This is a genomic window from Halorussus aquaticus (genome assembly GCF_024218795.1).
GTDB classification, from domain to species: domain Archaea; phylum Halobacteriota; class Halobacteria; order Halobacteriales; family Haladaptataceae; genus Halorussus; species Halorussus aquaticus.
Genome location: NZ_CP100400.1, coordinates 1,824,045 through 1,850,543, shown reverse-complemented (window position 1 = coordinate 1,850,543; position 26,499 = coordinate 1,824,045). Strand labels below are relative to the sequence as shown.

Below are 26,499 nucleotides of genomic sequence, written 5' to 3'. Positions count from 1 at the left end.
GGGATGGAGGGGTTGAAAAGGGGCGGGAATCGGACGCCGGTGCCGGTTCCGCGTCAGTCTCCCCGAACCACGGTCGGGTCCTGTCCGCCGGTCGGCAGCGAGTCGTTCGCCCAGAGGACGACCAGCACGACCAGAATCGCCACCAGCACGCCACCGAAGGTCTGGAACACCGTATCGTAACCGAACCCGGCGTCGACGAGCGCGCCGACGGCCACGCTCCCGAGCGCCTGCACTATCATCATCGACCCGCTGTACAGCGAGTAGGCGCTCGCGCGGTTCTGGTCGGGGAGCGAGTCGAGCAGGTAGGTGTCGAGCGCCGGGAAGAGACTGTGGACCACGTAGCCGAGGACGGCGGTGACGACCGCGATGGCGACCAACCCCTGTACCGCGGTCAGCGCGAACAGGCAGATGACGAACCCGCCGAGAATCGTCAGCATGAGGGGGACGTGAGGAACGCGGTCGGCGAGTCGCCCGGTGAGCCAGAAGGCCGGAACGCCCGCGGCGAACACCACCGTGAGGAGCGTGTTGCCGGTCGCGGCGTCCAGTCCCTTCGTCGCCGTGACGTACTTGACGTAGAAGTTGAAGAGACCGTTCCAGACGAACCCGGTCGCGCCGAGGATGGCGACGCCGCTGACGATGATGGGCCACTGCTTGCGGGCCGCCGTGAGCAGGTCGCGGTCCTCGGTCCCGGCGTCGGGCATTTGGGTGCTCCGGGCGGTCCAGTAGAAGACCGCGGTGGCGCAGGCCGCCACGACCGCGATGATACTGAAGACTCCGCGCCACGTCGCGCCCGCCAGCACCGCGCCGACGAACAGCGGCGCGGCGACGGCGGCGACCTGACTCGCGGTGCCGTGAACGCCGAGCGTCCGGCCGACTCGCTCCGGGTAGAGTTCCGTGATGAGTGGGTTGGCGGCGATGAAGTACGCGCCGCTGGCCACGCCCATGAGGAACGCGCCGACCCCGAGCATCGCCACCGAGTCGGCGACGGTCATGAACGCCGCCGCGCCGGTCAGCACCGCGCCGGTGCCGAGGACGACTCGGTGGCGGTCCACGCGAGTCAGCAGGTAGCCCGTCGGGATTCGGGGCGTCGCGCTCCCCAACCACGCCAGCGTGGCTACGAGTCCGGCCGTAGACTCGGTGAGTGTGAACGCCGCCGACAGCGGTTCGAGCAGCGGCGCGAACACCACGCGAGCGAGATTGACCAGAAACACCATCGAACACATCGAAGCGAAGACCCGGCCACGAGACACGTTCGACGCTACTCCGAGGGGACAGTCAAACCTTCCGAATCCGGAAAGTCGTCTCCACGCGTTTCGAATCCGAAGTTCTCTCCCCCAAGTTTTTCAGTCGCCTCCGTCGTACTCGTGTGAGCATGAAATCACTTCGGCGAGGCCTCTGGGACGGGGAGGTCGGGAAGGACGCCCGCGGTCGGTTCTCGTGTCGCATCTGTCGTCGGTCGCTCGTGGCCCGGACGGAGGCGGAGGACGGCGTCGAGCGGTCGTGTCCGGACTGCGGTCGGGCGTGGAAGTCGCGGGCGTCTCCGCGGTGGCGGACGACGGGCGGGTAGCGCCGAGGACTACTCGAACACCGCGTCGAAGGCGTCCGCGCCGAGGGGGTCGAACCGGCCCGCGCCCAGATTCTCTGCGACGTGTTCGGGGTCGCTCGTGCCGACCAGTGAACTGGTCACGCCGGGCGCGCTCCGGGCGAAGTTGATGGCGCGCTGGACCGCGGTGTCCCCCGCCAGTCGGTCGCTCACGTCCTCTGGAAGACCGCTGGCGAGGTCCCCCTGTCCGATGCTCGCGCTGGTGAAGACGTTCAGGCCCGCCTCGTGGGCGAACCAGAGCGCGCTCTGAGGGCCGTCCGGTCCCTCGTGGGACTCCACGGTGAAGGCGTCGGCCATGAAGACGTTGAAGGGCAACTGGATGGCCCGGAGGTGGGTCGCGGTGTTCTCGGCGGCCTTGGCGGCCTTCCGGGCGCGCGAGACGATTTCGGGCAGCGAGAGGTACTGGTCGTCGGTCTCGGGCACGCGGAGGGCGTTCCACGTCGCCACGCCGTACGTCGAGATGTCGCCCGCCGCCGCCCGCTCTTCGAGGCGGGTGAACGTCTCCTCTAACTGGTCGTACACCGCCTCGCGGGAGCGCGCGTGGAGTTGGGTTTCGGGGTTGTGGACGTAGTAGAGGTCTATCTCCTCGACGCCCAGATTGTCGAGCGACCGGTCGAGTTGCGCGTCGATGAAGTCGGGAGCGATGCAGTGACTCCCTCGCGCGAGGTCCTCGCGCTCCAGGAGACCCGTATCGACGAACTCGCGTTTGACGTACTCGCCGGGGTTCTCCGGTCGCTCGCCGTCGAAGGGGACGAATCCGCCCTTCGTGGAGACGAACACCGCGTCGCGGTCCACGTCGGCGTCTTCGATGGCCGTCCCGACCGCGCGCTCGCTCCGCTGGCACCGGTAGTTGACGGCGGTGTCCACGACGTTGATGCCGCCCTCCAATGCGGTGGCGACGGCGTCGCGGTACCGGGCGTCCACCGCGTCGGTGGGGTCGCCGAGGTACGTGCCGACGCCGACCGACGAGACGGCGAGACCGTCGAACAGTCGGAAGTAGGTCCGGCCGAAGTCGTCGCCGTGCTGGAGTTTGTACTCGTAGGTTCCGTCGTCGGTGGCCATATCCGAACGTAACGCTCCTATCGGCATAAGACCGGAGGATTCGAGACCGACGCACGGAGGGCCGTCTCCGGGTGGTTTAGGTCGGCCAAAACCGGAACGCTTTTTGTTTTTAGGTATGCCTAAACCGATATGGCGACTAATCGACGAGACCTGTTGAAAGCGGGGAGCGCACTGTTCGCTGGCGTCTCGCTCGCCGGTTGCGGCGGGAAGTTGGAATCTGCGGCTCCGGGGGCGTCCGGCGACCAGAGCGCTGGCGGCGACGCGCCGAAGGCGGCCGAACTGGCCGTCGCGGCCGAGTGGAACGTCTACCGGGCGCTGGCGGCCGACGCGCTCGCGCTCGGTCTCGCGGGCGAGTTCGACGCCGCGGCCGGAGTCGCGGCCGACGCCTTCGAGAAGTTCGAGGGAGCTACGGGCGAGTGGGGTGCCCACGAAGTCCTCGAAACCACCAGCGAGAAGCGCTACTCGGAGTTCGAGGAGGCCCTCGGCCAACTCAGAGAGCGCGCGACGGGCGAGAACGTCGAGGAGATGCGAGTCGAGGCGGACCTCGTCTCGAAGCACCTCTCGGCCGCCCAGACGAAACTCGTCGGCGAGGAGAACGCCCGCGCGCTCGACCTCCAGTTCCTCGGGACGCGCCTCGCGACCGCCTCGGCGCTCTACGCGGCCGGGAAAGGCGACGCCGCGGCGACGATTGCTGGCGACACCTACGAGCAGTTCGAGCAGGCCGCGGTCCACGAGGACCTCGAAACGGCCGACGCCGAGAGCTACGAGGGCTTCGAGAGCGCCGTCGAAGCGGTCGAGAAGGCCGCGACGGCCGGGACCGGTGGAACGGTTCGCAACGAGGCCAACGCCGCATTCGACGCCGCCGCGACGGGGTCGTACGCGGTGGCGGCCAGCGAGAGCGCGGCCGGGGCGGGCCACCTCGCGGCGATACAGGCCCGCGGCTACGACGCCTCGATGCTGGCCTCGCTGGGCGGTCCCTCGACCGAGTTCGCGCACGCCGCCGCGCTGAACGTCTACCGGGCGCGGGCCTACGACGTTGCGTGGCTGACCGCCCGCGGGCAGTCCGAGTACGCGAAGACGGCGGCGGAGGACATCTTCGCGCACTTCGAGGGCGCGGAGGCCCACGAGGCGCTCGAAGAGGCCGACCACGAGGCCTACGAGGGCTTCGAGACCGGACTGGAGGACCTCGCCAGCGCGGCCGGGGAGGGCGACGCCGAAGCCGCCGCGAGCGCCGCGGACGCCGTCGAGAAACACCTCCGAGCCGGAATCTCGGCGCTGGCTACCGGGACCGAGGCCGCCGTGCTACAGGCGGCGTTCTTCCGGGCGCGGTTCGGCGACGCCCGCGAACTGTACGCGCTCGGCGACGGGAAGGCGGCCGCGAGCGTCGCGCAGGGTCTCTTCCAGCGGTTCGAGCGCGACGAACTCGGCTTCCACGAGCGCCTCGAAAGCGCGAGCGAGGACCTCTATCAGTCCTTCGAACACGAACACCTCCAAGAGGGCCTGATTCCGGCGTTCGAGAACGGGAACGACGACGGCGTCGAGACGCACTTCGCCGGAGTCGACGACGCGCTCCTGCAGTTCGCTACGAAAGTCGCGTCCGAAGCGCGGGTCGGCGCCGCCGAGAGCGGCCTGCTGAGCGCCCGCGGCTTCGACGCCGCCGCGCTCGCGGCGCTCGGCGAGTCGAAGCGCGCCCGGTCGGTCGTGCAGTCGGCGTTCCAGCACTTCGAGGAGGGGGCGGGCGGTTTCCACGAAGCGCTCGAACACGCCGACCACACCCTCTACGAGTCGTTCGAGGGCGCGCTGGAGTCGGTCGGAAGCGCGGCGAAGGACGGCGACGCCTACTCGTCGGCCACGACGTTCAACGAGAAGGCGCTGACTGCGCTCTACACCGTCGTCTCGAACGCGGGCGGTGACTTCGGCGAGGCGGCCGCGAGCGTCGCGCAGGACGCGTTCGCCGCCTTCGAGGAGGCAGAGGTCCACGAGTTGCTGGAGAAGGCCGACCGAGACGCCTACGAGTCCTTCGAGGGCAAACTGGAGGGTCTCATCGAGGCGCTGAAGCAGGGGTCGGGCGTCTCCGGCGCGCTCTCGGCGTTCGCGCGCGCCTCGCTCCGCGCGGAGTTCGCGGTGGCGGGCGCGCCCGGGAAGGCACCGGTCGGGAAGTCCGAGTCCAGCGAGGGCGGTTCCGAGACCCAACTCTCGGGCGGGCCGAACGTCGTGAAGGGGACGCCCGACGACGCCGACCACGTCGTGAAACTGAAAGCCGTCTCGTTCGACCCGGCCGAACTGACGGTCTCGAAGGGCGACAAAGTAGCCTTCGTACACGCCGCGGGCGAACCGCACTCCGTGACGGCCTACGGCGACAAGATTCCCGACGGGGCGGACTACTGGGCGTCCGGCGACTTCGACTCGCAGGAGAACGCCGAGACCGGATGGGAGAACGGGAAGGGCGCGGTCCAATCCGGCCAGTCGTTCGTCCACACCTTCGAGACGACGGGCACTCACGAGTTCTACTGCGTGCCCCACGAGGCCGCGGGCATGACCGGGAAAATCGTCGTGGAGTAGCTACACGTCGCCGTTGAGCGCGGCGAAGACGGCGTCGCCGAGTTCGGCCTGCGACCACATCGCGGCCTCCGCTCCGCTGGCGTACGCCGCGCCCTCCACCGGGACCTGTCCGCCGCCCATGCGGGCGTGGCCGCCAGCGCTCGCGCCGGGGATGTCGTCGGCAACGGTCTCCAGCGCCTTGCCCATGTGAACTCTGTCGTCGCGCGACCGGCCCGAGAGGTGGACCGTGTCCTCGCGCCTGCCGAAGACGACCACCGCGGTCACGCCCTCCAGTTGGAGGAGTTCGTCGGCCGCCTGCGGGATGGCGTCGGCGTTGTTGATGCGACCCACGTCGCTGACCGCGAACGACCCCCGAACGTCCCGGCCGGAGATGGCCTGCGCCTTGATTTCCAGCACTTCGGCGCTGACCTGCGGGTTCGCGATGCGGTCGAGCAGGTCCTCGTCCACGCCCTCGTAGAGGTACGCCGCCGCGGAGAACTCGGCCTCCGTACACCCGCTGGTGAGGTGCTTGGTGTCGGACTGGACGCCGTAGAGCAGGCCGGTCGATACCGCCGAGGGGACCACGACTCCGTCGGCGCTCTCCTCGTCGTCGTCCGGGCCGACCGGCGTGCCACCCACGTCTTCGAGGTACTCCGCGACGATGGTCGCGCAGGCACCGTAGTCGGTGCGCTGGTCGGTGAACTGCTCGCCAGTCCCGTTGCCGGGGTGGTGGTCCACGACCGCGTAGGGTTCGAGTCGCTCGGCCCCCTCGAACCCGCGCGGGGTGTTGTGGTCCACCAGAATCACGTCTTCGGCCGCGACCTGACTCACGTGGTCTATCTGTTCGAGGTCGAGATCGAGGACCGTCCGAAACGCGCGGTTCTCTTGGTGGCGAATCTGCCCCGCGAACTGGAGGGTCGCGTCGGTGCCGACCTCGCTGGCGAGGTGGGCGACGCCTATCGCGCACGCCATCGCGTCGGGGTCGGGGTTCGGGTGCATGAGGACCGCGACCTCGTCGCGCTTGCTCAGTGCGCGCTTGAGTCGCGCCCCCATCGGTCGCCGAAGCCACCGGACGACGAGCCACAGCGACGCCACGAGTGCGACCGCCCCGAGGACGGCGGCACCTGCGAGTTCCGGCGAACTCAGACCGTAGGCCTCCGCGGCCCGTACGACCTCCCGAACCCGCAGTTCCGGAATGCCCGGCAGTTGCATGTCTTACTCCCACAACGCGGACGAACAAGAAATTTTCCCGATACGTAGAAGTTTGAGCGATTCACGCCGGTTGATTCCGATAGGCCTCGATTTCGTCGCGGTAGCCCTCGCGGTACGTCGGATAGCGGAACTCGTACCCGAGACCCCGTAGCTTCTCGTTCGAACAGCGCTTGCTCGTCACGAGTCGGCGTCGCACGCGCTCGGAGAGGTCGTCGTCGAGTCGCTCCTCGGTCGTCTGCTTCGGCGGGCGGTCCTCGCCGCACTCGTCGGCCAGCCAGTCCGCGAACGTCCACTTCGAGACGGGTTCGTCGTCCACCACCAACACCGTCTCGCCCCGGGCGTGGTCCTCGGTCAGCAGGAAGCGGACCGCACCAGCGGCGTCGTCGCGGTGAATCATGTTGAGGTACCCCTCGGTGACTGGACCCTCGACGTACCGCTCCAGTCGCGTCCGGCCCGGCCCGTAGATTCCGGCGAGACGCGCGACGGTGCCGTCGATGCCGCGGTCTGCAGTCGCTTCGAGCGCCACGCGCTCGGCCTCGGCCAGCACCTCGGTCTTGTCGGTCGTCGGGTCGAGCGGCGTCTCCTCGTCCACCCAGTCACCGCCGTGGTCGCCGTAGACGCCCGTGCTGGAGGTGTAGACCAATCGCTCGGGGGAGTTCTCCCGCGCACCGAAGTGGTCGATTGCGGTCCGCAGTCCCTCGACGTACACCTCGCGCGCGGCCTCGGCGTCGCGGCCGCCGGAACTCGCTGCGAAGACCACGGCGTCAGCGTCGGGCACCGCGTCGAGCGAGTCGGCGTCGGTCACGTCCGCCCGTACCGCCTCGAACCCCGCGTCCTCGATTTCTGCGAGACCGTCGTCGGAGCGCCGGACACCGATTGCCCGGTGGCCGCGTTCGGTCAACTGGCGACCGAGTTCGAGTCCCACGTAGCCGCATCCGAGTATCGCCACGTTCATGCGCCGGTGTTGGGGCGTGGCCGGGATAACTCCCGCGACGAGAGGACGAGAACAGACGGACGATTCCAAGAGCGACCCGCTACCGCTGACGACTCGCGATGAAGTGGTGGAGCGTCGCGTACTCGGCCAGAGTCATCGGCGCGCGCCCCTCGACCTTCTGGTGGACCTGTTTTCCGTCCATGTCGGCGTCGATTTCGGCCGCGATGGTGTCCACGTCGAGGACCGCGGTCGTCATCCCCATCAGGAGGTTGTCCCGGACCTCCGCGACGATGGCGTCCGCGTCCGGCGTCTCGTCGGCCAACGCCGCGACGGCGGCCGCGTCCTCCAGCGTGATGTCGTCCGCCGCGTCGGCGTCGCTCTCGGTCAGTGCCGCGACCGTCGCGCGGTCCACGCCGGTCTCCTCGGCGACCGAATCGACCCCGTGAGTCTCGACGACCTCGGCGAGTTCGGAGACGTACTCCGCACGTAGCTCCGCCGGGGAGGTCGAATTGGGGTCCGCGATGTCGTCGTAGAGCATACCCGACCCGACGGTCCGGCGGTTGAAAGGGGTTTCACTTCGGTGCAGTGTCGGTAGGAACGCCTCGACCTCCGAGCCTATCTGCTTACCTTGGCGACCACCCCGGGGAGGTCTCGTCGCGGTTCCCGTCCCTGTCGCCGACGCCGGGCGGACCCGGCGGGACGACCACCACGACGGTCGTCCCCGTCTCGAACGAGACCGGCGTCGTGCGGCCGACCACCTCCGACGCGCCGTCGTCGTCCCAGTCGAGTCGAACCGTCGCCGACTCGCGGACGTACGAGACCGACTCGCCCGGCGGTCCCTGCGGCGCGGTGACGGCGAACCGGGCGTACTGTCCCCGAACCGAGACCGTCCAGACGTTGAGCGTCGCGTACCAGTACCCCGGCACCGGCGCGACCGGCAGTCCGGCCGGGACCGCGCCCAACACCTCGCCGAACCATCGCTTGCTGGCGACTTCGGTCGCGTTCCCGAGACCGGTCGTCACCGCCTGCTTCAGCGCGGTCTTCGCCACGCTGCGGGTCGCGGTCCCGGTCCGGTTCACCTGCGCCCGGGGCGGTCCCGCCACGCTCCGTCGGACCGATTCGACCGCCAACTCGGTCCTGAGGCGTACCCAGTCGCGTCGTACGGACTGTCGAAGCGCGGACCGCCGCCGAACCACCGCCGCGGAGACGGCCTGCGCGGCGGACCCGTTGGCTACCGCGAGCGCCCGCCCGGCGGTCGTGTTCCAACGCGTCAGTCCGGAATCGACCGCCGCGCGCCGCTCCGCCTCCGTGAGGTCGAACCGCGGCATCGACAACTCCTCGACCAGTCGCTCGCGGACCGTCCGCATCGACGCGGCGAGCGACGTCCGCAACTCGTCGCGACGGCGCGCGAGACTCCGGTTGTCCGTCTCGGCCAGCGTCCGGTTCGCGGCCCGGAGCGCCAGCGCGGCGGTCCGGAGGTCGGCGCGCCCCGACTCGCCCCCGCCGACGAGTTCCGAAGCCACGGTCTCCGCGGCGTCGCCGTACGGTATCGCGAAGACGTTCTCGTTCTCGGCCGCGAGCGGGTGATCCCGCTCGCCCTCGGGTATCGCGGCCACCTGCTCGTGGTCGAGCGCCGCCAGCGTGAGATAGGGCGGCGCTCCCTCGACGGTCAGGTTCGTCGCGCGCCCGGGACCGTCGGCGGGCATCGCCCGCGCCGGTGGGGTCCGAAACAGCGGGGCCGGGGACGCTCGCGACTTCGCCTGCGAGCGAAGAATCCGGCGCACCCGGTCCATCGAACGCCCGGCGTCGGCGAGGACCTGACCGACGGCGGACCGGGTCGCGTTCGTCCGGTCGGCCCGCGATTCCAGTCGCGCCACCACGCGGTCGAGATAGGCGGCCCTCGCCGCCACCCGCGCCCGGTCGGCGATGCCGTCGTACCGAACGGGCGCGTCGAGGAGTTCGGCCCGCCGACTCCGGAGCGTCTCGGCCAGTTCCGAAGCGGGCGGCGCGCCGCCGATAGTCCGCGTTCGGGCGACCACCACCGAGAAGTTTCGGACGCGTTCGCGCAGCGCCGCGAGGTCCCGGTACACCCACGTACGAAGGTCCGGCGGTCGCCGTCCCGCGACCCGTTTCGACCGGGTGTCGAGCGTCCCGGCGACCGCCCGACGAGCGAGGGCGTCGAACCCGCCGCGGTCGGCGACGAGTCGCTCGGTCGCCCGCTCGGACAGGTCCCGGAAGTTCGGCCCGTCGAGCGACCCGCCGCGCTCGTGGACGCCCGCGACCGCCCTCGATGGCGGCGCGGGAACCGATGGAGTGACCCGCGTCCCCGCACGGTGGTCGCCGGAGACGCCGACACTCACCGCGAACGTCTCGGACCACCGCTGGACGGTCCGGCGGGTCTCGTTGCCCCGCGCCCAGTCGGCGACGAGCGAACTCGTCCGGACGACTCGACGCGACTCGTGGCGGAGTAGATGCCAACCCTCCGGCGTCCCCGGCGGTGGGCCGGTCGCAGATTCGACCGCTGTCGTCGTCCTGACCTCGCTCGACTGTAGCGTCCAGTTCGGGCCGGGCGAGTCCGGCGAGGGGTCCGGGTCGCCCTCGGTGTCACTCTTTCGGACGGAGGCGACGAGGCGCGCGTCGGCAGTGTAGGCCCACCGCAGGACCCCGGAGAGGTCTGTCCCGTTCTCGCCGGTCACGAGGCCCGCGAAGGCGCGGTCCGCGGTCCGGTTGACCCCGACTCGAAGCTTCGATCCTGTGGTGTTCCGGTTCCGCGTGACGCCGCCGGGCATCGGGTTTCGCTTCTGGTAGTCCTTCGCGGCGGCCAGCAGTTGGTCGGTCCGGGCCGTCCCGCGGTGGGCGTTCGCGGCGGTGAGCAGGTCGGTCGCGCCGACTCTGGCGGTCGCCCACCCGAGCGCCCGCCGACCGCGGGGGTCGCTCCGACCGAACGCGGCGCGTTGTTCGCGCAGGACTCCGCCGTTCGCGGCGAGTTCCACGTGGCGGTTCGCCACCACGTTCTCGATCGGCGCGCGACCGTACTGGGCGTACCCCCGGACCCACGCCAGAGCGTAGAGTCGGGTCGTGAGTCGCCGACCCAGTCCCGGCGCGAGCGGGCCGCGATTCAGTCGCGACTCGAAGCGCTCGGTTCGCTCGTGGAGCGCCAGCGCCGGGGTCGCCACGACCAGCGTGGGCGAGAACTGTTCGCGTTCGACGACTCGGCCGTCGCGGGTCGCGGTGGCGGTGACGTTCGCGATTCGGACTCGGAGACCGGCGTTCTCCGCACTCTCGGCCCCGTCGCCGCCCGCGGGTTGGATTTTCACCCGACGTTTGGCGTCCCGGAGGTCCGAGGCGTTCCGAATCGGCGGGAGCGAGACTGTCGCGGTGACACCGTCCCCGTCGGGGGACCGAGACCCACCGGCGTGAACCGTGACCGAGTCGAGGGCGTCGCGGGCCGCGAGGTAGATTCGGATTCGGAGCGAGTCGCGGTACGGCGTGGAGTCGTTCAGCGCTCTGCCCGCGGTGGTGTTGGCCGGGGCGGTCACCGGTTCGCGTGCGGCCTGTCGTCCGGAGCGAGTGATTGCACCGCGGAGCGCCGTCCCGGTGGCAGCGGTGGCGCGGTCCACCGCAACGCCGACCGACTCGTCGGTTCTGGCCGTCGGTCCGCCCGCGAGAGTCGCGCTGAGGCCCGCGCTCCCGACCAGAAGGAGGACGCCGACGAGCGCGAAGGGAACCCGCGCCCGGCGGTCGGCAGCGAGGTTCACTTCGACCACGTCCTGACGGTCAGCCTGACCTGTCGGACCGCGAACCCGGCCGCGTGGACGTCGGCGTCCGGCGGCGGAGCGTCGCCCGCGACGACGCGGCCCTCGTGGGTCACGTTCGAGGTGGACGCGGTCGGGGTGGCAGACGGCGTCGAAGCGGTCGCCGTCGAGACGGTCCGCGACGTCGATTCGTTCGCGCGGGCGACGACCTGCACGCCGACTGCGCGGCGTCGAACTGCGCGGCCGACTCTCTCCCTGACGGCCCGCACGAACCCGTGGTGGGACGCGGGACCGGCGTCGGCGACCGCGGCGCTGGCGAGCAGTCCCGCGAGGGTGTCGTGGGCGGTCCGGTTGCGGGAACCCGCGTCGTAGGTGACGAGGGCGGTACTCGTCGCGAGCAGTTCCGCGCTCTCGTCGGCGGTGTCTGGGTCGGTCGCGGCGGTGCCAGCGCCGCCCGGCCCGGGCGGCGTGGCCGCGAGGGTCAGCGCGCTCGCCGAGACCAACAGGAGGCAGAGCGAGGCGTCGAGGACCGTACTGATGGCTCTCACGACCACACCTCCGCGCGGAGCGTGCCGGGCCTGACACGTCCGGGTCCGACCCGGACGCTCACAGCGAGTTCGGCGGCGTCGGCGCTCGGCGGCGGGGTCGGTCCGGCGCGCCACGTTCGACCGGCCGCTTCGAGCGTGAGGGTGACCGAGTAGCCGTCCGGTCCGGCGCGCAGACCCGCCGCGAGCGCGTCGGGGTCTACGACGCCGACTCCACTGACCGCGCGCTCGGCCCGCTCGACAGTCGGTTCCGCGAGATTCCGGTCGCGGGTCGGGAGCGTCGCGTCAAGGACGCCCGCGTAGGCCGTGAGCGCGACGCCGACCGCGAAGACGGCGACCAGCGCCGCTAGCGGTTCGACTTGCGCGCGCGTCGTCCGGCGCGGATGCGTCCGCCAGTGGCGCAGGTCCGTCTCCCCGCGACCGGCGTCACCCGACCAGCGTGACATCGACGCCCTCCCACGCGACTCGCCGGACGGTCAGTCGGTCGCGCGAGCGCCACGCGGGCGTCCGGTCGCGGGCGTCCGCCGCGGCCCGCCCGAACGCCGCCGGAGTTCCGAAGGCGCGCTCGGGCGGCGTACCTCGGAGGACGTCCCAGAGCGCAGTGTCCCGTCGCACGGGGGTCACCGGGCCGAAGGCGAACGTCGCGTGTCCGGTCGCGCCGTCGTCTCGGAGCCAGATTCGATAGGCACCGACCCTGACGGCGTCGGCCGACAGCGGGTGGACCCCGGTCGTCGGGCGGTCGCTCGCGGCGACTGAATCGACGGTCTCGGCCGCGCTCGCGGCGTCCGGCGGCGGTGCGCGCGGGAGGGTCGCCGCGAGACCGACCGCGGCCGCACTCGCCACCGCGAGACCGACCCAGAGATACCACGTCTCGACTGGTGCGTCGAACATGGGCCGGGTTCGTCCCGGCTTCGGACTTAAACCCTCGCGTGGGGAGGAGTGCGGTTTCTCGGGCGAGTTCGGTCGGGGTTGTCAGTCTCGACCGGCCGCATCTTCCAGTCCGGTGCGCGCTGGCGCGGCCCTCGTGGCCGCGTGCAAAACGCGCGAGGGAGGCGGCCGCGTCCAGGCGGCCGCCGAGGGTGGGGAGGTGTGAGGTTCGCGGTAGCGGCTGCTGGGCAGTTACTCAGATGTGACGGCAGGAACTAGCGCCTCTCGGCTCTCCACGCCAGTCGAGCGAGACTATCCATTCCAGCGAGATTATCCACGCCAGTCCAGCGAGACCACTCCCCGAAAAATCGAAAGCTGCGACCGCCTACACCAGACTCTCGCCGTCGAACTCGGACGGTTCGTACTCCATCTCCATCAGGTCCAGAATCGTCGGCGTGATGTCGTAGAGGTCCACGTCGCGAATCGTCGCGTCGGGGTCGTCCACGAACAGCGAGGCGTTGTCGAAACTGTGCATCCCGTTGCGCGGACCGTGACCGAACACGTCGTCGTGGCCCTTGAACCCGGCCTTCAGGTCGAAGCCGTAGTTCGGGATGGCGACGAGGTCCGGGGCGATATCCGCGTGGTCGCCGTGGAAGGCCTCCTCCTTCTCGACCACGCGGTCACAGACCTTCCGACCGTTCGGCCCTTCGAGGTTTTCGAGGGCCTCCTTGAGTTGGTCGCGCTTGGCCTCGTACTCGCTCTCGGGGACGCTCCCGCGGGGTTCGCGGCCTTCGAGGTTGATGTAGAACCGGCCGGGGATGAGCGAGTAGGCCTCGGTGTCGTCGCTGATGTCGCCGAGTTCTTCGTGGTCGTCGTCCTCGTAGGAGAGCCACCCCTCCTGTTCGAGCCACGTGTTGGCGTAGAACTCGTAGTCCAGCGAGGTGAACCCGTGGTCGGAGGCGACCATCATCGTCACGTCGTCCGGGAGGTTCTGGCGAATCTCGCCGAGGTAGCGGTCCACCTTCCGGTAGAAGTCGAGGAACTCCTCCTTGTACTCGCCGTCCTCCTCGTAGTGCTCGTAGAGGAAGTGGTTCACGCGGTCGGTCGTCATGAAGACGCCGAAGAAGAGGTCCCAGTCGTCCTGCTGGAGGTAGTGCTTGAACGCCTCGTATCGGGCGTCGAGAGTTTCGTGAGCGTCCTCGATGAACTCCTCCTTGTCCTCGCTGTGGCCGAGTTTGGCGTTCGTGTCGATGCGGTAGTCCGTGGACTGGAGGTACTCGCGCATCTCGTCGGGGTACGACGCCTTGTCCACGCCGGGCGAGAGGAATCCGGAGACCATCCGCTGGACGTTGCGCTGGGGCGGGAACGTCACGGGGACGTTCATCACCGTCGCGTCTCGGCCCGCCTCCTGCACGCGGTCCCAGAGTCGGGTCGCCTGCACGTCTCGACCCATCGGGACGTACGTGTCGTACGAGCCGATTTCGCGGTCTTGGAAGCCGTAGACGCCGGTCTTTCCGGGGTTGACCCCGGTCGTCAGGGAGGGCCAGCACGCCGAGGACTCCGGCGGGACGATGCTGTCTATCGCGCCCGACGACCCCTCGTCGGCGAGCGCACCGAGATGCTCGAACTCGTCGAAGTGGTCCTCGAGAAAGCTATACGGCACGCCGTCGATTCCGAAGAAGGCAACGCGCGGCTTGTCGTCGCCACGGAGCCTATCGAAGAGACCCATGTGGCCCGATACGAGAACGGCATACAAGAAATTTCTTTTCGTAACACGCGTATTCGCCGTGAAGAACGATGATGGACTCGGCGTTGGGGACGACCGTCCGCGGACCCGCGACCCGACTACGAACTCTCGAACGCCTCGAACAGCGCCTTCCGGGTGCTGGCGTCGATGAGCATGTCCAGCGTCTCCTCGTGGTCGCCGTCTACCTGCGCGAACAGGCCGAGGGGGACGCGTGCGGTCGCGGCGTCGGTGTTCCCGCCGGTCGTCTCGCTGGTGCCGAAGGCGGAGTCGAGGATGTCGAAGGCGTTGGTTCGCACGTCCTCCGCGCGGCACGAGACCACGATGGTCTCCTCGTGGATGCCGAAGACGGCGGCGGTCGAGACCCCCTCCAGTCGGAGCATCGTGTCGGCGGCCTCCTCCAGCGCCGACACCGAGGGGACCGCACCGACGTTCGTCACGGCGAAACTCGCCCGGCGCTCGCGGTTGGCGATAGCGTCGCTGATGACGTCGAAGGTGTCGCCGCTCATGCCCGGCGACCGGAGGTCCTCGATGCGCCCGAGGTCGGCGTAGGTGTGGAGGAACCCGGCGGCCTCGTAGTCGCGTTTCCCGTTGGCGCGGCGGAACTCGCGGGTCCCGGCCCGGACGCCGTGGAGCAGCGCGGTCGCGACTCGCTGGTCGGGGACGACGCCCTCCTCCTCCAGCAGGCGCGTGACCGTCGTCGAGGTCGAACCGTCGTCGGTGGGCGTCACCGTGAGGATGTTCTCCTCGGCGGTCGGTCGGTGCCGGACGACGGCGACGACCGGCGGGTTGTTCGAGAGTCGGGGGACGCCGCCGCCGCCGCCGACCGCGACCGCGGCACCGGCGTCGGTGAGTTCCTCGGCTCCCTCGCCGATGACCGAGAGTTCGAGGTCGAAGATGTTGCAGAACGTCTTGCTGTCCTCGCCCGTGACGGGACCCTCCGCGAACAGTTGGGCCGTGACGCCCCACTCCGTGGAGAGCGTCTGGAGACCCATGGCCGCGGCCAGCGCGTCGATACTCGGTCCTTCCGGGACGACGAGCGCGACTCGATTCTGGCCCGCGACCGTGTTCCTGAGTTCGTCTACTGGTTGTTCGCCGTCGTCTCGCCGCCAGTCGCTGACCGACTGAGCGGCGTAGAGAACGAATCCGCCCGAGAGCAGGAGCATCGCGGCTACGGCGACCGTCTCGACACCGGTGAACGGGGACCCGAAAGCCATCGGTTCGGCGTTGTTCAGGCCAGTGCCAAATAGTTTCGGGCAGGTATCCGACCGCTGAGAGTGTCAGAAAAAGTTCGCTGCGGCGTCAGGCGAACTTCTCTTCGTAGAGTTCCATCGCGTGTTCGACGGCGTCCATCGCGGACTGCTTGTCCTCCCAGCCGAGGGTCTCGGTCTGCTTCCCGGCTTCGAGGTTCTTGTAGGTCTCGAAGAACTCCGAAATCTCGGCCTTCTGCTGGTCGGTGAGGTCGTCCACGTCCTGCACGTCGTCGTACCGGGGGTCCTCGGAGGGGACGGCGATGACCTTGTCGTCCTTCTCGCCGTCGTCGTCCATCTTCATCAGCGCGACCGGACGGGCCTCGACGACGCATCCGGGGAACGTCTGGTCCTCCACGAGGACCAGCACGTCGAAGGGGTCCTCGTCGTCGTAGTACGACTGCGGGATGAACCCGTAGTCGCTCGGATAGTGGACGTTGCTGTGGAGGACGCGGTCGAGGACGACGCCGGGGATGTCCTTGTCGTACTCGTACTTGTTGCGCTCGCCTTTGAGACACTCTACGACAGCGTAGATCTCCTCGGGCGGGTTCGGTCCAGTCTCCAGATCTTCCCAGAGGTTCGCCATGTGCAGTCCGGGAATCCGTCCGAAGTCCGGAAAGTCCTTTCGGCATTGCGTCGTCGGTCCCGTCGCGCGCGAGAGGATATCGTGGTGACACGTAGCGTCGATTCTCGAATTTCACCCGGATGCGCCTACCAATCGGCAGTAGTATCGGCAGATTCCTCCTGTAAACTCCGACCAATTGAGGAAGGATTAAATACCGTCGTGACAAATCGCAGGGTGTCAGAGTCTATGTCAGAGGCACAGACACTCACAGAGACGAGTACCGCACGCAACCTTACCGCCTTCCAGAAGAACATTCTGACCATCCTCTCCGAGGAACCGATGTACGGTCTCGCTATCAAGCGAGAACTCGAAGACTTCTACGGGGAAGAGGTCAACCACGGGCGACTGTACCCGAACCTCGACACCCTGGTCGAGAAGGGGTACGTCGAGAAGAGCGAACTCGACAAGCGAACCAACCAGTACGAACTCACCGACGAGGGTCTCGCCGTCGTCGTGGACGCCCTTCAGTGGACGCTCTCGAAGTTCGTCACCGACGAGGAGCGCGCCGAACAGGTCCGCGAACTCGTCGCAGACAACGAGTAACATCGACTCCCGTCGCCCGGACGAAGATTAGTCGTTGGCGACCTCGAACACGAGGTCGATAGACTCCTCGACGACCGCTCGTTGTTTTTCTGTCGGCCACGCGTTTCGCGGGAAGTACTCTTCGAGGAACTCCGCCACTTCTGTGCTGGTCGCCGATTCGACCGGCCGAGCGTAGTGGTTCCCCATGAAATCAGCGAACGCGGCGACGTTGTCGCCGTGAACACGACCGTGTTCGCGCCGCACTTCCTCGGCGATGTCGCGGTTGTGTTTCTCGACGGAGTCCCAGTCGTCGGGGTCACCCGGCCCGGAGAGCGACACCTCGACCGCGCGGCCGGTGTCCTCGATGCGTTCGGTCCGAATGCGTACTTCGGCGGTTTCACCGCCTTCGTCCCGTTGCTCCTCCGGAGCAACGCGTTCGACCCACTCGTCGGGGTGAAGGACCAGCGTCGCGCCGGTGTCCTCTTCGCGGACCCGCGCTCTGAAGTCGTGGTCGGCGAGCAGGTCGGCCCGGTCCTCGCGGTAGGCGTCGGCCTCCGCGTCGTCCACGGCCTCGCGCGCGAGTCGCGTCAAGCGCTCGGCGCGCTGGACCGTCTCTCGGGAGAGTTCGCCGTCGTCCGGTTCGTCGCCGTTCTCGATAGCGTCGTCGGAACTGTCGGTCTCAGGCATCGTCGAGGGCCTCGTTGGCCAGTTTGTCGGCGCGCTCGTTTATCTCTCTCGGCACGTGACTCAGTTCCCAGTCGTCGAAGTCGGCCAGCAGTTCGCGGACCGTCACGCGATACTCGCGCAGGTCGGGGTCGTTGGTGTTCCACGCGCCCGTGACCTGTTTGACGATGAGTTCGGAGTCGCCTTTCACTTCGACGGAGTCGAACCCGTAGTCGCGCGCGGCCCGGAGCGCGTGAACCAGCGCCTCGTACTCGGCCTGATTGTTCGTCGCGCGCCCGATGGTCTCGCTGCCCTCCGCGGCGATACCGTCGCTGGTGACGACGACCCATCCGACGGACGCCGGTCCGGGATTCCCTCTGCTCGCGCCGTCGAAGTAGACGTAGGCGTGGCCGCCCTCCTCGCGGAGCAGCGACTCGATGTCGTGGGGATTCGAACCCTGTATCACGACTTTCTCGTCGTACGCGACGGCGTTCGCGTCGCCGTGCTCCGCGCGCCACCGCTCGTGGTCGGAGTTGCCCGCCGACACGTCCGCACCCGCGTCGGCTAGTTTCTGGCGCGCGGCGTCCACGTCGCACTCGATAACCGGCATGACCGTTCATCCACGATAGCCGCTTAAACGCCTTCCGATGGCGGTTTGCGCCGCTACGGGTGACTACCGTCAGAACTCGAAACGACGACGCGCGCGGCGGAATGTGACCTTCGAGTAAGGGGCCATTACCGGGCAAGGGTTTAAGTGCATCGACACTACTACTATAAAAGTGCGATGACACGGTCCACTCGCCAGCGGGAGCGCCAAGCCGAGGCGGAGCAAACGGAGGACGAGTCAGAGGGTGTACGCGAATGCCCCGAATGCGATTCTGACAACCTCGTGAAGAGTTCCGACAGGGCGGAACTCGTATGTGAAGACTGCGGTCTGGTCGTCGAGGAAGAGCAAATCGACCCCGGTCCTGAGTGGCGCGCGTTCAACCACCAGGAGCGTCAGGAGAAGTCCCGCGTGGGCGCGCCGACCACCCAGACGATGCACGACAAGGGCCTGACGACCACCATCGACTGGAAGGACAAGGACGCCTACGGTCGGTCCATCTCCTCGAAGAAGCGAAGCCAGATGCATCGCCTGCGAAAGTGGCAGGAGCGAATTCGGACGAAAGACGCGGGCGAGCGCAATCTTCAGTTCGCGCTCAGCGAAATCGACCGCATGGCCTCGGCACTCGGCGTCCCGCGGTCGGTCCGGGAGGTGGCGAGCGTCATCTACCGGCGCGCGCTCAAGGAGGACCTGATTCGGGGGCGCTCCATCGAGGGCGTCGCCACGAGCGCACTCTACGCCGCGTGTCGAAAGGAGGGCATCCCGCGAAGCCTCGAAGAAATCTCGGAGGTATCGCGCGTCGAACGGAAGGAAATCGGTCGAACCTACCGGTACATCTCACAGGAACTCGGCTTGGAGATGAAACCGGTGGACCCGAAGAAGTACGTCCCGCGATTCTGTTCCGAACTCGAACTCAGCGAAGAAGTCCAGACCAAGGCCAACGAAATCATCGAGACCACCGCCGAGGAAGGACTCCTATCCGGGAAATCGCCGACCGGATACGCCGCGGCCGCGATTTACGCCGCCTCACTGCTCTGTAACGAGAAGAAGACCCAGCGCGAAGTCGCCGACGTCGCTCAAGTCACCGAAGTCACCATCCGGAATCGCTATCAGGAACAGATCGAGGCGATGGGCATCCACAGTTAACGTCTCGGGGCCTTCGACCATCCTCTCGCGGTTTCCGACACCCGATAGGGACCTGTAGCGATGGGACCGTTCTCTCCACACGAACACGCTCGACGAGCGACCGGACTCAGATGAGGTCGTCTAGCTTCTCGTTCCGGAACTGCTCGGCGGGGTCCGCCTTCGGTTCGTCGGTCTGCTTGCTCGCCTCCTTCGCGCGTTCGAGGAACTCGTCGATGCGCTCGGAGCGTTCGACGCCACCGAGCAGGATGAGCGAGGCGAGGCGTCCGCTGTCGAGCGGGAAGTCGCCGCCGCGGACCTGCAGACTCCCGGTCTCCTCTTCGAGCCACTTCCGAGCGCGTTCGACTCCTTTCCGCGGAATCGCTTCCGGTTGTCCGGCGACGACCAGCAGTCCCGAGTCGGCATCGATGGCGTTGGGAAGGCTGAGGTTACTGAGGAGCGCACGACGGGTCGTGGAGGTCACGGTGTTGATGTTCTCCTCGGCGTCCTCGCTGGCCTCGGCGCTGGCGAACCCGAGCGTGGCGATACCGCCCGACCGGAGGGTGTTGATGACCTCGCTGGAGTCCACGACGCTCTCGCCGACGCCCTCGACCGCTTCGCCCGACGCGAACAGCAGACCGACCCGTTGAGCGATGTTCTGGTTTATCTTCTCGAACGCTTCGCCCATGCTCTCGCCCGAGGTGTGCCACGCGTCGTTGTCGATGAGGAGGGTCGCGTCGGCTTCCCGGACGAGGGTCTTGAGCGAGCGCCCGGCGTTGGCCTGATACATCGCGCCCTCGCCGCGGCCGGGGAGGACGCCGAGACCGTAGACGGGAATCTCGTAGACGCGGTTGAGTTCGTGAGCGAGGACCGGCGCGCCGCCGGACCCGGTGCCGCCCCCGAGACCGGCGACGACGAAGATGGCCTCGGCCTGCGCGGTGATGCGGCCGTCGAGGGCGTCCATCACCTCGGTCGCGTCGCTCTGCATGACTTCCGCGCCGAGTTCGTTGTCACCGCCGACCCCGTGGCCTTTCACGCGCTCCTGTCCGACGAGGACCGTATCGAGGTCGAGTTCCCGGAGGTCGGCCTCGGCGGAGTTGACCGCGAGCGCTCCCTGTACCGCACCGAATCCCATCTGTTGGTCGTACTCGGCCAGCCGTTGGGTGAGTTTCCCCCCGGCTTGCCCGACACCAATCAGGACGACTTTCATGCGAGTTGGGTCGAATTGACGGTTAATCAACCTTCCGGCGTCGAACCATTTGACGTATCCGGAGGTAAATACGATTACGTATCAAGATAGTTTTAAATACGAGGGCGGGACGAACCTCGACCCATGTCCGACCTCGACGCGCTCGACGAGCGACTCCGGGCCGTGGAGCGCACCGTAACCGACGACGACCGCGACTTGACCGACCTCCGAGACGCTGCGGAACTGACGAACAGCGTCGAAACGCTCGCCGAGCGACTCGACGACGTAGAGGACCGACTCGACGAACTCGACGCCGCGACGCAGGCGCTCCGTGGGCACGTCGGCAACGTCCGCGCGGTCAACGACTCGGTCGAGCGCCGGGCCGACGCCGCGTTGGCCAAAGCCGAGACGCTCGAATCCGAGTTATCCGACGCCCGGTCCGACTCCAAGTCCAACCCGCGACGGGAGACCGACACCCGCCCGGCCGACGCAGCGAGGCAGACGCGACCCGACCGCCTCGACCGGCCGGACGGTCCGCACCGACAGCGTGAGTGTGAAATCTGCCGCCGCCCCCATTCGGACACCCCAGTGAGCGAAACAGGAGCGACTCCCGGCCTGCTCGCTCGTATCGCGGAGTCGCTACGAGGGTTACCGTAGTGTTTCGGGTCGTCCTCGGCGTCGCACTCGCAGTGGCGATGGTCGCGGCCGTCACTCCCGCGCTCGAAGACGCGCGGGTGACCCGGACCGAGCGTCTCACCGAACGCGAACTCGACCGAGTCGAGGCGGCGGCGGTGACGCTCGCCCGCGAGGAGTCGCCCGGCGCGCGCCGGACGCTCGCGCTGTCGCTTCCCGGCGACTCGCCGACTGCGACCCCCGTGTCGTTCGTCTCGCTCGGCGGACTCCCGGGGAACACGACCGCGACCGACACCGCCACGCACGACGTGTTGGCGTACAGAATCGCAGGGGGAAACCGCAACGTCCGCCGCGTCGAGACCGACCTGCGCGTCGCTCGGGCGAGACGTGCGTCGGGCGGTGAGCGGCGTCGGGACGGCGACGACCCCTCCGGAGACGACAGTCGGGCGCTCGTCCTCCGGGGCGGTGAGGACTACGAGGTGACGCTCCGACTCGTCTCGCTGGACGGACGGCGGACCGTCACGGTGTCCGTTCGACCGTCGAGGAGGACCGCAGAACGCGTCACCGTAGAGCGTGGCCACGCCAGAGTTTAAACCGGAAGACGGGACGAACCCGGCCCATGCGAAACCCACTGGCGCGATTCCGCGACGCGGACCCCGACTGCGCCTGCGACCCCACTTTCGAGGGCGACCGCCTCCTGCTCGACGCCGCCGACTGCCCCGGCGCGGGCGACCTCGCGGCCGAACCGGCGTGCCGCCGGACGGCAGTCGGTGCGCTGGCCGACCGCGAGGCCGACGCGGTCGTGACCCGGACCGACCACCTCGAACGCGCCTACGGTGGGGAGTCGGCCGCGCTCCTCGTCGCCGCCGGACGGTTCGCCGAGCGCGCGGCGTTCTACGACCGACACCTCGCCGACCGCGCCACGCGCGACCCGCTCGGGGCCGCCCGCGCCGCGGTCGGGCGCGCGGGACCTGTCGGCGAACTCGTCGCCGAAACCGGCCTCGCCGAGTGTGCCCACCAGTCGGAGGGGTACGCCGACGCGCTCCGACCCTTCGTCGGGCCGCCGATAGCGAAGGCCCGCGTGGCCGCCGAACCTCCGCCGAACGCGACCTTGGCCGAGACGCGCCGGCTCGCCACGGGCGCGACCGTCAGGGTCTACGAGGACCGGCGCGCGCTCCGGACCTACCACCTCGAACCGGTCGAACACGCCTTCGAGGAGTCCGCACTCGCCGTACTCGCGCGGGCCTACGGACTGCTCGCCGAGGGGGCCGTCGAACCCGGCGAGCGCGCGCCCGGCCGGGCGGTCCGGCAGGTCGCCGACCGCGACGCGCCGGTCGAAGCCCTCGCCGCGGCGCTCCACAAGCACACTCGCGGGTACGGCGTGCTGGCAGACTTCTTCGCCGACCCCTCGGTCTCGGACGTGTTCGCCACTGCCCCGGTCGGCGAGACCCCGATTCGATTGACCGCCGACGGCGAGCGCATGCGGACCAACGTCCGACTCACCGAGTCCGGTGCGGCGGCGCTCGCCTCGCGCTTCCGCCGGTCCAGCGGCCGGGCCTTCTCTCGGGCGTCTCCCACCCTCGACGCCACGGCGGAACTCGACGCAACTCCCGCGGTCGGCGCGACCGCCGACTCCGGCGCGTCCGCCGAAACCGGAAGCGGGACGGTCCGCGTCGCGGGCGTCACCGACCCCGTGAGCGACGGGCCGGGGTTCGCGTTCCGCGCTCACGACGCCATGCCGTGGACGCTCCCCGCGCTCGTGGCCAACGACACCGTCGCGCCGAAGGCGGCGGCCCTGCTCTCGCTGGCCGCCGAACGCGCCGCGGCCGGACTCGTCGCCGGACCTCGCGGCGCGGGCAAGACGACCCTGCTCGGCGCGCTCTGCTGGGAACTCCCGGCCGCGACGCGGACAGTCGTCATCGAGGACACGCCCGAACTCCCCGTCTCCGCGCTCCAGTGCCGCGGTCGGGACGTGCAACCGCTTCGGACGGAGTCCGGCGACGGGCCGGGTCTCGAACCCGCGGAGGCGCTCCGGACCGCGCTCCGCCTCGGGGAGGGCGCGCTGGTCGTCGGCGAGGTCCGCGGCGAGGAGGCCGCGGTCCTCTACGAGGCGATGCGAGTCGGCGCGAGCGGCGACGCGGTTCTCGGGACCATCCACGGCGACGGCGGCGCTGGCGTCCGCGAGCGCGTCGTCTCGGACCTCGGAGTCCCCGAATCGTCGTTCGCGACGACCGACCTCGTGGTGACCCTCGAAGCGTTCGAGACCCCCGATGGCAAGCGACGCCGAGTGAAGGCTATCGAGGAAGTCGTAGACGGCGACCAGTTCCAGACGCTCTTCGGAGTCCGGAGCGACGGACTGGCTCCCACGGGCCGCATCGACCGCGGGAACAGCGCGCTCGTCAACACCCTCGCCAGCAGTACCGAGTCCTACGCCGACGTGCGGGATGCGCTCGCCGACCGCGAGCAGACACTCGCGGAGTTGGCCAGCGAGGGCCGCACTGACCCCGAACCCGTGGTACGGGCGTACGCCGACCGGAGGGAGCCGTGAGTACGTCACTGCGACGCAGGACCCTCGTCGAACTCCTCGCCGGACTCTACCCGTGGCCGGTCGAGACCGGCGACGACCTCCGTCGCGCAGTGGCCTACCTCGACGCCGGAGTCGACGCGGAGACGGTGGTCCGGGCGGGCTACGGGACCACCGCGCTGGTCGCGCTGCTCGGACTTCTCACCGCCGCAGTCTCGCCCGGACACGTTTGCGTCCCGATTGCGGCCGGGACCGTCGCGCTGGCGGGAGGCGTCGCCCACGCCGCGCGCCGCGGACCCATTGCGCTCACGACGGCCCGTCGCACCGCCGCGCTCGGGACCGCACCAGCGCTGGTCGCGCGAGCGGTCCTGCGGATGCGCGTGGAACCCGCGACCGAGCGCGCGGCAGCGTTCGCCGCGCGCGGCGAGGGGCGACTCGCGGACAGTCTCCGGGGACACGTCCGACGCGCCGCCGGGACGCCGAACTCGGGGTTCGCGGCGTTCGGCGCTACGTGGGCCGACTGGAACCCGCCGCTCCGGCGGGCCGCCCTGCTCGTGGAGTCGGCGGCCGACGCGCCGCCGGGCGAGCGCGAGGTCACGCTGGACCGGGCGATGGACGCGATACTGGACGGGACTCGCGACCGGATGGCGACGTTCGCCGAGCGAGTGCGGGGACCGACGACCGCGCTCTACGCGTTCGGCGTCCTGCTCCCGCTGGCGCTGGTCGCCGTCCTCCCGGCGGCGCGCGTAGCGGGCGTCCCGCTCTCGATTCCCGCGCTGGTGGTCCTCTACGACCTGCTCCTGCCCGCCGCGCTGGTCGGCGCAGGCTCGTGGCTGCTCGTGCGTAGACCCGCCGCGTTCCCACCGCCGCCGGTGTCGCGCGACCACCCGGACGTCCCCGACCGGCGCTGGGCCACCGCCGCGGCGGCCGCAGGCGCGGGACTGGTCGCAGTCGCCGCCACCGCGCCCTTTCCGCACTGGACGCGCTGGCCCGCGGTCGTCGGCGGAGCGGTCGGCGCGGGCCTGGTGGTGCGGTTCCGGCCGGTCAAACTCGTCCGGGACGACGCCCGGGCCGTGGAGGCGAACCTGACCGACGCCCTCTACCTCGTCGGCAGGCGGGTGAGCGACGGCGCGGCCGTCGAGTCGGCGGTCGAGGACGCCGCGCCCGAAGTCGCCGGGCGCACGGGCGAGATGCTGGCCGAGACAGCGGGCGTCCAGCGACGACTCCGGGTCGGCGTCCGCGAGGCGTTCCTCGGCGAGTACGGCGCGCTCGCCGACGTACCGAGTCCGCAGGCCCGGAGCGTGGCCGCCCTGTTGGCCGTCGCGGCGCGCGAGGGGCGGCCCGCGGGCCGCGCGGTCGTCTCGATGGCCGACCACGTCGACGACCTCCAGCGCGTCGAGCGCGAGGCCCGGCGCGAACTCGCCAGCGTGACCGGTACGCTCAGCAACACGGCGGCCGTCTTCGGTCCGCTGGTCGGCGGGGCCACGGTGGCGCTCGCCGACGGGATGGCCGCCGGTCGGTTGGGCGAACCGCTTCCGAACGCGGCGCTCGGTCTCGCTGTCGCCGGGTACGTCCTGCTGATGGCCGCGATTCTGACCGCGCTGGCGACCGGACTGGAGCGCGGGTTCGACCGCGCGCTGGTGGGCTACCGGGTCGGTCTCGCGCTCCTCGCGGCGGTCGGGTCGTTCTTCGCCGGGTTCGCCGGGGCCGGGTTCGCGGCGTGACGTCGAGCCCTCGTGGTCTCGCGGAACTCTCGTCCGACTCGACGGCGGACCGTCCTGCCGCGGAGCGAGTAAGGTTCAAATCACTCGGGTACCAAGGGGCGACGAATGCGTCTCGACGAGTACATCGAGGGCCTCGGCCCCGACGAGGACGACCGCAAGCGTCGCCTCGCCGAGGAGAAGTCCTACGAGATTCTCGACTACGTGGACGACTTTCAGGACCGCTTCGCCGAGGTCACGCAGGGCGACTCGCTGGTCGGGTCCACCTCCCCGTCGGTGTTCGTCGGGCGCTCGAACTACCCCGACGTCTCGACCGGCATCCTCTCGCCCGTCGGCGAGGAGGACCGCGCCGACGAGTTCACCACGAGCAGCGAGTGGTACGAGCGGGGTCTCGACATCGACAACGTCCTCCAGTACCGGACCGGTCTGCTGAACTCCAACCACTCGGCGAACGTGGACAACGTCGAGGACGTGTGGGACGGGTTCGTCGGCACCCAGCGCGAAGTCGCCATCGCCGACCGGCCAGTGGACGTCGAAATCGGTCTCTCGGACTCGCTGGACCTCGACGTGGACGTGGACGAGATTACGACGCCGACCGGTCCCTCGGCCCGCGCCACCTCCGCCGACCTCACCGAGAACCCCCACGTGCCGCGCCCGGTGAAGAAGACGCTCGAAGACGACGACTGGCAGGCCCAAGGCGCGATGACCTACCTCTACCGGCGCGGGTTCGACGTGTACGAGATAAACGACATCCTGTCGGCGGGCGCACTCGGCCGGGGACAGAACCGCCGCCTCGTCCCGACCCGATGGTCCATCACCGCGGTGGACGACACCATCGGGAAGTTCCTGCGCGGCCAGATTCAGACCCGACCCAGCATCGACGAGACGCAGGTCTGGGTCAACGAGTACCTCGGGAACCGCTACTGGGTCGTCCTCACGCCCGGCCAGTGGGAGTACGAACTCGTGGAGATGAAGGCCCCCGGGAGCATCTGGAATCAGGACCCCACCGGCGAGACGTGGATGGGGAGCGCCCACGAGGGCTTCGAGGGCCGGACCGGGTACGTCGAGGAGACGGCGGGCGCGTACTACGCCTCCCGACTCGCGGTTCTCGAACATCTGGAGTCGGTCGGGCGACAGGCCAAGTGTCTGGTCCTCCGTGAAGTCTCGGACGACTACTGGGCACCGGTCGGCGTCTGGCAGATACGCGAGAGCGTCCGCAACGCCTTCGAGGGCGAGTACGGCGAGGCCGAGACGTTCCACGGCGCGGTCCGGGAAATCGCCCCGCAGCTTCCGGTCTCGCTGGCCGCGCTCCGGCGGAAGTCCAACATGCTCTCGGGACTGCAGGCGAACCTCGCGGACTTCTCGTGACTGGGTCGGGGGAGT

General features: G+C 69.3%; 24 protein-coding genes. 9 read left to right on the top strand and 15 right to left on the bottom strand.

The window, feature by feature from the left end; genetic code table 11:
- Positions 1-53: 53 nt before the first annotated feature.
- Entirely contained in the window at positions 54-1,214 is a 1,161-nt protein-coding gene (locus NGM06_RS09525; protein WP_368410478.1) for an MFS transporter, read from the bottom strand.
- A 158-nt stretch (positions 1,215-1,372) separates the two neighbouring features.
- Between NGM06_RS09525 and NGM06_RS09520 the strand changes: the two genes are divergently transcribed.
- The gene (locus tag NGM06_RS09520; protein WP_254266732.1) at positions 1,373-1,567 is read left to right on the top strand and encodes a hypothetical protein; all 195 of its coding nucleotides are present in this window, start codon (positions 1,373-1,375) and stop codon (positions 1,565-1,567) included.
- Between the two features lie 9 nt (positions 1,568-1,576).
- On the opposite strand, the gene NGM06_RS09515 is transcribed toward NGM06_RS09520, so the two are convergent.
- Positions 1,577-2,665: an aldo/keto reductase gene (locus NGM06_RS09515; protein WP_254266731.1), complete on the bottom strand. Its 1,089-nt coding sequence runs from the start codon at positions 2,663-2,665 to the stop codon at positions 1,577-1,579.
- A gap of 129 nt (positions 2,666-2,794) precedes the next feature.
- Between NGM06_RS09515 and NGM06_RS09510 the strand changes: the two genes are divergently transcribed.
- On the top strand, positions 2,795-5,227 hold the full coding sequence (locus NGM06_RS09510) for a DUF5059 domain-containing protein (RefSeq protein ID WP_254266730.1): 2,433 nt from the start codon (positions 2,795-2,797) through the stop codon (positions 5,225-5,227).
- Here NGM06_RS09510 and NGM06_RS09505 read toward each other — a convergent pair whose 3' ends face one another.
- The 10 genes from NGM06_RS09505 to NGM06_RS09460 all read right to left on the bottom strand — a co-directional run bounded on the left by NGM06_RS09505 (position 5,228) and on the right by NGM06_RS09460 (position 16,099).
- On the bottom strand, positions 5,228-6,418 hold the full coding sequence (locus NGM06_RS09505) for a DHH family phosphoesterase (RefSeq protein ID WP_254266729.1): 1,191 nt from the start codon (positions 6,416-6,418) through the stop codon (positions 5,228-5,230).
- A 61-nt stretch (positions 6,419-6,479) separates the two neighbouring features.
- Positions 6,480-7,373: an SDR family oxidoreductase gene (locus NGM06_RS09500; RefSeq protein WP_254266728.1), complete on the bottom strand. Its 894-nt coding sequence runs from the start codon at positions 7,371-7,373 to the stop codon at positions 6,480-6,482.
- A 79-nt stretch (positions 7,374-7,452) separates the two neighbouring features.
- Positions 7,453-7,890 carry a DUF5791 family protein gene (locus NGM06_RS09495; protein ID WP_254266727.1) on the bottom strand — a complete coding sequence of 146 codons (438 nt, stop codon included), beginning with the start codon at positions 7,888-7,890 and terminating at the stop codon, positions 7,453-7,455.
- 85 nt (positions 7,891-7,975) lie between these two features.
- A complete protein-coding gene (locus NGM06_RS09490) occupies positions 7,976-11,110 on the bottom strand; it encodes a DUF7286 family protein (protein WP_254266726.1) in 3,135 nt (1,044 codons plus the stop codon).
- Complete coding sequence (locus NGM06_RS09485; RefSeq protein ID WP_254266725.1) at positions 11,107-11,655, bottom strand: DUF7284 family protein; 549 nt, start codon at positions 11,653-11,655, stop codon at positions 11,107-11,109. The genes NGM06_RS09490 and NGM06_RS09485 overlap by 4 nt, the downstream gene beginning before the upstream one ends.
- Entirely contained in the window at positions 11,652-12,098 is a 447-nt protein-coding gene (locus tag NGM06_RS09480) for a DUF7285 family protein (RefSeq protein WP_254266724.1), read from the bottom strand. Before NGM06_RS09480 ends, NGM06_RS09485 begins: the two co-directional genes overlap by 4 nt.
- Positions 12,079-12,543 (bottom strand): DUF7283 family protein, encoded by a 465-nt coding sequence (locus NGM06_RS09475; protein ID WP_254266723.1) that lies wholly within the window; start codon positions 12,541-12,543, stop codon positions 12,079-12,081. The genes NGM06_RS09480 and NGM06_RS09475 overlap by 20 nt, the downstream gene beginning before the upstream one ends.
- A 361-nt stretch (positions 12,544-12,904) precedes the next feature.
- Complete coding sequence (locus tag NGM06_RS09470; protein WP_254266722.1) at positions 12,905-14,248, bottom strand: alkaline phosphatase family protein; 1,344 nt, start codon at positions 14,246-14,248, stop codon at positions 12,905-12,907.
- Positions 14,249-14,364: 116 nt separating this feature from the next.
- A complete protein-coding gene (locus tag NGM06_RS09465) occupies positions 14,365-15,480 on the bottom strand; it encodes a DHH family phosphoesterase (protein ID WP_254266721.1) in 1,116 nt (371 codons plus the stop codon).
- Between the two features lie 85 nt (positions 15,481-15,565).
- A complete protein-coding gene (locus tag NGM06_RS09460; RefSeq protein ID WP_163522222.1) occupies positions 15,566-16,099 on the bottom strand; it encodes an inorganic diphosphatase in 534 nt (177 codons plus the stop codon).
- A gap of 225 nt (positions 16,100-16,324) precedes the next feature.
- On the opposite strand from NGM06_RS09460, the gene NGM06_RS09455 reads away from it, so the two are divergent.
- On the top strand, positions 16,325-16,681 hold the full coding sequence (locus NGM06_RS09455) for a PadR family transcriptional regulator (RefSeq protein WP_163522223.1): 357 nt from the start codon (positions 16,325-16,327) through the stop codon (positions 16,679-16,681).
- 27 nt (positions 16,682-16,708) lie between these two features.
- On the opposite strand, the gene NGM06_RS09450 is transcribed toward NGM06_RS09455, so the two are convergent.
- Both NGM06_RS09450 and rnhA read right to left on the bottom strand, forming a co-directional pair.
- Positions 16,709-17,347 carry a DUF7108 family protein gene (locus NGM06_RS09450; protein WP_254266720.1) on the bottom strand — a complete coding sequence of 213 codons (639 nt, stop codon included), beginning with the start codon at positions 17,345-17,347 and terminating at the stop codon, positions 16,709-16,711.
- On the bottom strand, positions 17,340-17,933 hold the full coding sequence (gene rnhA / locus NGM06_RS09445; protein WP_254266719.1) for a ribonuclease HI: 594 nt from the start codon (positions 17,931-17,933) through the stop codon (positions 17,340-17,342). The genes NGM06_RS09450 and rnhA overlap by 8 nt, the downstream gene beginning before the upstream one ends.
- Before the next feature lie 174 nt (positions 17,934-18,107).
- On the opposite strand from rnhA, the gene NGM06_RS09440 reads away from it, so the two are divergent.
- The gene (locus tag NGM06_RS09440; protein WP_254266718.1) at positions 18,108-19,073 is read left to right on the top strand and encodes a transcription initiation factor IIB; all 966 of its coding nucleotides are present in this window, start codon (positions 18,108-18,110) and stop codon (positions 19,071-19,073) included.
- Positions 19,074-19,179: 106 nt separating this feature from the next.
- On the opposite strand, the gene NGM06_RS09435 is transcribed toward NGM06_RS09440, so the two are convergent.
- The gene (locus tag NGM06_RS09435; RefSeq protein ID WP_254266717.1) at positions 19,180-20,259 is read right to left on the bottom strand and encodes a tubulin/FtsZ family protein; all 1,080 of its coding nucleotides are present in this window, start codon (positions 20,257-20,259) and stop codon (positions 19,180-19,182) included.
- A gap of 123 nt (positions 20,260-20,382) precedes the next feature.
- On the opposite strand from NGM06_RS09435, the gene NGM06_RS09430 reads away from it, so the two are divergent.
- From NGM06_RS09430 to nreA, 5 genes are all read left to right on the top strand, one after another.
- Positions 20,383-20,895: a DUF7310 family coiled-coil domain-containing protein gene (locus NGM06_RS09430; RefSeq protein ID WP_254266716.1), complete on the top strand. Its 513-nt coding sequence runs from the start codon at positions 20,383-20,385 to the stop codon at positions 20,893-20,895.
- The gene (locus NGM06_RS09425; RefSeq protein ID WP_254266715.1) at positions 20,895-21,464 is read left to right on the top strand and encodes a DUF7311 family protein; all 570 of its coding nucleotides are present in this window, start codon (positions 20,895-20,897) and stop codon (positions 21,462-21,464) included. The genes NGM06_RS09430 and NGM06_RS09425 overlap by 1 nt, the downstream gene beginning before the upstream one ends.
- 26 nt (positions 21,465-21,490) lie before the next feature.
- Entirely contained in the window at positions 21,491-23,419 is a 1,929-nt protein-coding gene (locus NGM06_RS09420) for an ATPase, T2SS/T4P/T4SS family (RefSeq protein WP_254266714.1), read from the top strand.
- Entirely contained in the window at positions 23,416-25,119 is a 1,704-nt protein-coding gene (locus tag NGM06_RS09415; protein ID WP_254266713.1) for a type II secretion system protein, read from the top strand. Before NGM06_RS09420 ends, NGM06_RS09415 begins: the two co-directional genes overlap by 4 nt.
- Positions 25,120-25,224: 105 nt before the next feature.
- Entirely contained in the window at positions 25,225-26,484 is a 1,260-nt protein-coding gene (nreA, locus tag NGM06_RS09410; protein WP_254266712.1) for a DNA repair protein NreA, read from the top strand.
- Positions 26,485-26,499: the final 15 nt, after the last annotated feature.